Origin of the sequence: Acidisoma sp. (genome assembly GCF_035492295.1) — a bacterium.
Taxonomy (GTDB): Bacteria; Pseudomonadota; Alphaproteobacteria; order Acetobacterales; family Acetobacteraceae; genus Acidisoma.
The window spans coordinates 1-4,542 of the sequence record NZ_DATJJK010000038.1 but is presented as its reverse complement, the minus strand read 5'-3'; the positions used below and the strand labels follow the sequence as shown (position 1 = coordinate 4,542).

Annotated in this window: 6 protein-coding genes; 3 read left to right on the top strand and 3 right to left on the bottom strand. The window is 63.7% G+C overall.

Annotation, left to right across the window (positions count from 1 at the left end):
• The 3 genes from VL752_RS02725 to VL752_RS02715 form a co-directional block, all read left to right on the top strand.
• Nucleotides 1-384 (top strand): acyltransferase family protein (locus VL752_RS02725; protein ID WP_325352202.1); only part of this gene is annotated, 384 nt, incomplete at its 5' end.
• 446 nt (nucleotides 385-830) lie between these two features.
• Entirely contained in the window at nucleotides 831-1,796 is a 966-nt protein-coding gene (locus VL752_RS02720) for a hypothetical protein (RefSeq protein ID WP_325352201.1), read from the top strand.
• Nucleotides 1,797-1,863: 67 nt separating this feature from the next.
• Nucleotides 1,864-2,349, top strand: coding sequence for a nucleoside deaminase (locus VL752_RS02715; protein ID WP_325352200.1), 486 nt, complete (start codon nucleotides 1,864-1,866; stop codon nucleotides 2,347-2,349).
• Between the two features lie 114 nt (nucleotides 2,350-2,463).
• Here VL752_RS02715 and VL752_RS02710 read toward each other — a convergent pair whose 3' ends face one another.
• The 3 genes from VL752_RS02710 to VL752_RS02700 form a co-directional block, all read right to left on the bottom strand.
• Nucleotides 2,464-3,255, bottom strand: coding sequence for an anti-sigma factor family protein (locus tag VL752_RS02710; RefSeq protein WP_325352199.1), 792 nt, complete (start codon nucleotides 3,253-3,255; stop codon nucleotides 2,464-2,466).
• Nucleotides 3,255-3,776 (bottom strand): RNA polymerase sigma factor, encoded by a 522-nt coding sequence (locus tag VL752_RS02705; protein ID WP_325352198.1) that lies wholly within the window; start codon nucleotides 3,774-3,776, stop codon nucleotides 3,255-3,257. The genes VL752_RS02710 and VL752_RS02705 overlap by 1 nt, the downstream gene beginning before the upstream one ends.
• A 235-nt stretch (nucleotides 3,777-4,011) precedes the next feature.
• Nucleotides 4,012-4,542, bottom strand: a 531-nt coding sequence (locus VL752_RS02700; RefSeq protein WP_325352197.1) for a PfkB family carbohydrate kinase, incomplete at its 5' end; no start/stop codon positions are given.

Genomic DNA, 4,542 nt, shown 5'->3' with positions numbered 1-4,542 from the left:
GGCGTGCTGCGCAATATCCTGTCTGGCATTCTCTACGGCCAAGGGCGGGAAATCTGGGTCTATTATGTCCCGGTCAGTCTGAGCGTCGCGGTGCTGATGGGCATTCTGGTTGGGAAGCCGTCGCTTCTCCGCTTGTGCCGGTTTCCCGGGCTGCAGGCGGTTGGCCGCATCTCCTATGGCGGCTACCTATTCCACCTTCCCGTGCTGATGATCCTGGGGGGCCTTGTTCCGGCCTTCGATAGACCGGTCGCCGGTCCTTCGACCTATTTCATCCATATCGCCCAGTTTATCTGCGCCTTCTTCACGACAGTGGCCGTGGCCTGGCTGTCTTATCGATATATCGAGCAGCCCTTTCATCGCATTGGCCAGCGCAAAGCGGGCTGACTGGCCCGATTGCCCGATTTCTGAATTTCGATTGACTGTTTGACGCTTCTCATCCTGAGGCGTATCGCCCGCGCCTGCGCCGCGCACTTCCTGGAATATCTGCGAAATTGCACGCCGCGCTGACGATAGGCGTCATCCGCCCGTTGAAGGCGCGTCAGTCACCCTGATGGGGTCCATAGGCTGCAGCCGGAGTGGGGCCAGAAATCCAATCTCTCGGGCGCCGGTATGCCGGCCGCTCACCGGATGGTGAGGGGGCCGGCGCTGCCCGAGGTCGGACGATAAGTGGTTAAGGGAGACGCAGGATCAAACACGAGGGCGGAAGCTTGAGACGCCATGCCTATCGGTCCCCACAGAATCGCGTTAAACCCTACCCGAAGTAATTACGCTTCAAATTGCTATCGCTGATCGGTGTCAATGATTCCTCTCGTGGATGAAGTAACGGCATCATGACCGCCGTACCAGCAACTGCGGCCGCCAAGCTGACGTCGCTTGCGACAGCCATCATGACCAAAGTCATTGTGCTCGAAGGCTGCGAAGCTCCCTTTGCCGCGTGGCAATCGGGCTTTACCCATGCAGCGACAGCAGCCCCCGGTTTCGTGAGCCTGGAAATCATTCCGGCCTTCGCGGGCGCGGTCGAATGGCGAATAATTCAGCGGTTCCAGACCGCCGAACTCCTGGGGCAATGGCAGGACTCACCCGCCCGACGGCAGTTTCTCACGGATCTCGGTCCCTTGCGGGGGGGTGCCCAGGGCGATCTGCTGGATGAAGTGGCACCCGATTTCCACTCTCTGTCCTGCGTGACCGAAGTGATTACAACCGAGGTCGAGGCGGGGCGCGAGGCGTCTTTTCAGACCTGGGCGGAAAGTGTCCAGGCCGCCCAGTCGCGCTTCCCGGGCTATATGGGCACGCTCGTTCAGGCGCCGCTCTCTGCGGATATTCCGTATTGGACGACCCTTGTCCGCTATTCCACGCCCGAGCAGTTGGAGGCTTGGCTTGCCTCGCCCGAGCGCCGCGCGCTGCTTGAACGATCCGATCCCCTCGTCTCCCACTGGAAAAGCCAGCGGCTGAGCAATCCCTTCGGCGGCTGGTTTCCGACCGAACCCGACCAGCCGCCGCCCGCTGCCTGGAAGCAGACCTGCCTGGTCCTGCTCGTGCTGTTTCCTGTGGTGATGCTGGAAATCCGCTTTCTCAGCCCGCTTCTGACGCATGCGCCGATGGCGATCGCCACCTTCATCGGCAATGCGATCAGCGTCTCTCTGGTCTCATGGCCACTGATGAAATTAGCGATATTTCTTCTCGGCTGGTGGCTGACGCCAGACCCCAAGCATAGGCCACGCGTGGAAATGCTGGGAATCGCGTCACTCGCCGCGCTCTATGTGGCGGAGATTGTTATCTTCATGCTGCTTTTCTAGAGCGGACCGCCGCTCCCACCGTGCCGACCGAACCATCTCAAACAATAATGATTTGAAAGACAGTGACATGGCCGATGCCGACGACAACACATTCATGGCGCGTGCGATCGAACTCTCCCGGCTGACCTCGATGGTCGAGAGCGCTGGCGGCGTATTCGGCTGCGTGATCGTCAAGGACGGCAAGATTATCGGCGAGGGCGCCAATCGCGTCGTCGCCGAAAACGATCCCACCTGGCACGGCGAAATCGAGGCGATCCGGAAGGCCTGCAAGGCCGAGGGCAGCTTCAAGCTCGAAGGAGCGACGCTTTACACCAGCGCCGAACCTTGCCCGATGTGCATGGCGGCGACCTATTGGGCCGGGATCGACAAAGTATTCTACGCCGCTCAGGTTGAAGACGCACTGGAATACGGTAATTTTGACGACAGCAAGATCTATGCGGAGATCCGCAAGCCTGTCGATCAGCGCGAAATCCCTATCAAGCAGATCATGCGTGCAGAAGCCGTCGAAATCTGGAAGATGTATCAAAAGAAGTCCGACAAGGTTCAGTACTGATCCGTCAATCAGTCAATCCAGGGGCTAAAGCATGGGAAAGGATGCTGTGCAAAGCACAGTCCGTTCCCATGCGGACCCGTCGCCATTCGTCCCGAACCGTAAGCCGGCGGTCCGTTACGCCTCGCTTGCGATCTGACGCCGCGCCTGGTTCGCCAGCGGATGGAGCAGGCTTGGCGCGACCGATGCCGGGCCGGCCAGGCTGTAGCCGACGCCGTCCGTCGCCCAGGAATATCCGGCCACATGCGCGTCCTCGAACCGTGCCATCGGCGCGTTCCGGTCCTGCTTTCGCATCGGCTGCCCAAGAAGCACGAGGCGCGTGCCCTGATCGTCGTCGTACATGAACAGGGCGGCCGGGCCATGGCCCGTCGTCACCAGCCTGCCGCCCATGAAGCGGAAGCCGGAGGCGCTGAGATCGGGCGCCACGATGCGCGTGCCGGTGCGGGTCGCGATCCAGTTCATAAGGGCCGGACGCTCGACCGCGCGGAACTCCACCGGATGCAGCACGTCGGGCGCGAAGACGTTCCAGCTTTCGGCGGCGACATGGGAGAGTCCGGCGATCCCGGTCTCGGGCACGACATCCCGGCCGCGAAGCATCCACCCGCTCGTTCCACCCGTTCCGAAGAGGGCGAGCGCCAATGAGGCGGCGGCAGCGATCCGCCAGCGTGCGCGGGCCCGTCCGCGCTCTGCCGCGATCATCCGCCCGACATTGAGGGAGGGTGGGATCGGCGCCTCGGCAAGAGGCGCGAAAGCGGCTCGCAGCGCCTCCCGCTGCCGCGCATACCCCGCGACACGCTCGGCCTCCTCCGGATTGCGGGCGAGATAGGCCGCGACCTCACCGCGACGGCCTTCGTCAAGATGCCCGTCCACATAGGCGTGGAGATCCTCTTCAGCGATCGGGCGGACCATTACTTCACTCTCCGCAACTGCACGACGGGGCTGCCATGCCCTGCTTCCATGATTCGGGACAGCCGGTCCCGCGCGCGTGACAGGCGCGACATGACGGTGCCAAGCGGCACGCCCAGCACGGCCCCGACTTCGGCATAGGACAGGCCCTCGACCGCGACCAGGAGGAGGACGGCGCGATACTCCTCCGGCAACGCCTGCACGGCCTGCATGATCTCGGCATAGGCCAGGCCCTCCTCTTGGCGCGGCTTTTCCGCGAGGCGACCCGGGTCGACATCCTCGATTGCCGTGTGTTGGCCCCGACGGGCAGACTGGCGGAGACGGTTGACGGCCAGATTGTGGAGGATGGCGAAAAGCCACGCGCGGAGATCGCCGTCCGACCGGCGTTGATGCCAGCGGGAGATTGCGCGCTCCAAAGTATCCTGGACGAGATCGTCGGCCGCCGACCGGTTCCGCAGCAGCCCCACCCCATAGCGGCGCAATGCCGGGATCAGCGGCTCGATCAGAATTGCGGCGTCTGCCATCGTCTGGCGTCCCATCACCCGGTCCAGCCGCGTCTCGGTCCCGTCATGCTCGTGACCTGGCTGGCGACCGTGATGCGATTGCGGGGGGCGGACCATAACAGGCGTTGTCGGGATAGGGCCATTGGCGTCTCGGGCCTCACTCTTGCAGATCAGCTGTTTTCGAGTGGACAGGCCAAGTCGGGGATTATTCCTCTCATGAACGATCTGTAATGTTTATCCGGTCAGCGAGGCCCGGTCAGGCGGCCTCCCAGAGCGCATGCAGAAAGGCGGTTGACGGCAGGGCCGCAAAGGCCCCCGGCCTAGTCACGCAATCGGCGGCCGCGATCTGGCCCAAGGCCAGAGCCCGCGGCAAAGGCAGGCCGCGCGCGAGCCCGGCCGCCAGCATACCGCACAGCGTGTCCCCGGCGCCGGTACTGTCGACGACATGCGCGCGCGGCGGGGCGAAGCGCTGGATGGTGCCGCTTTCGGCCAGAATGGCCCCCGCGCCGCCGAGTGTCACGATCGCCGCCCGGGCGCCGAGCGCGAGGAGCCGTGCGGCCGCGGCCTTGGCCGTCAGCCCGGTCACGCTCTCGGCCTCCACCGTGTTGGCGATGACGAGATGGCAGGAGGCCAGAAGTTCGGCCACCGGCCAGCGAAGTGGAGCGGTATTGAGAATAACGCGCGCGCTGTTGGCCCGAAGAGCGGCCTCGGTTGCGGGGAGCGAGAGATTGCCTTGTAACAGCAGCCAATCTTCCGGCCCTGTCTGGCCAGCGAAGGACGCAGCCTC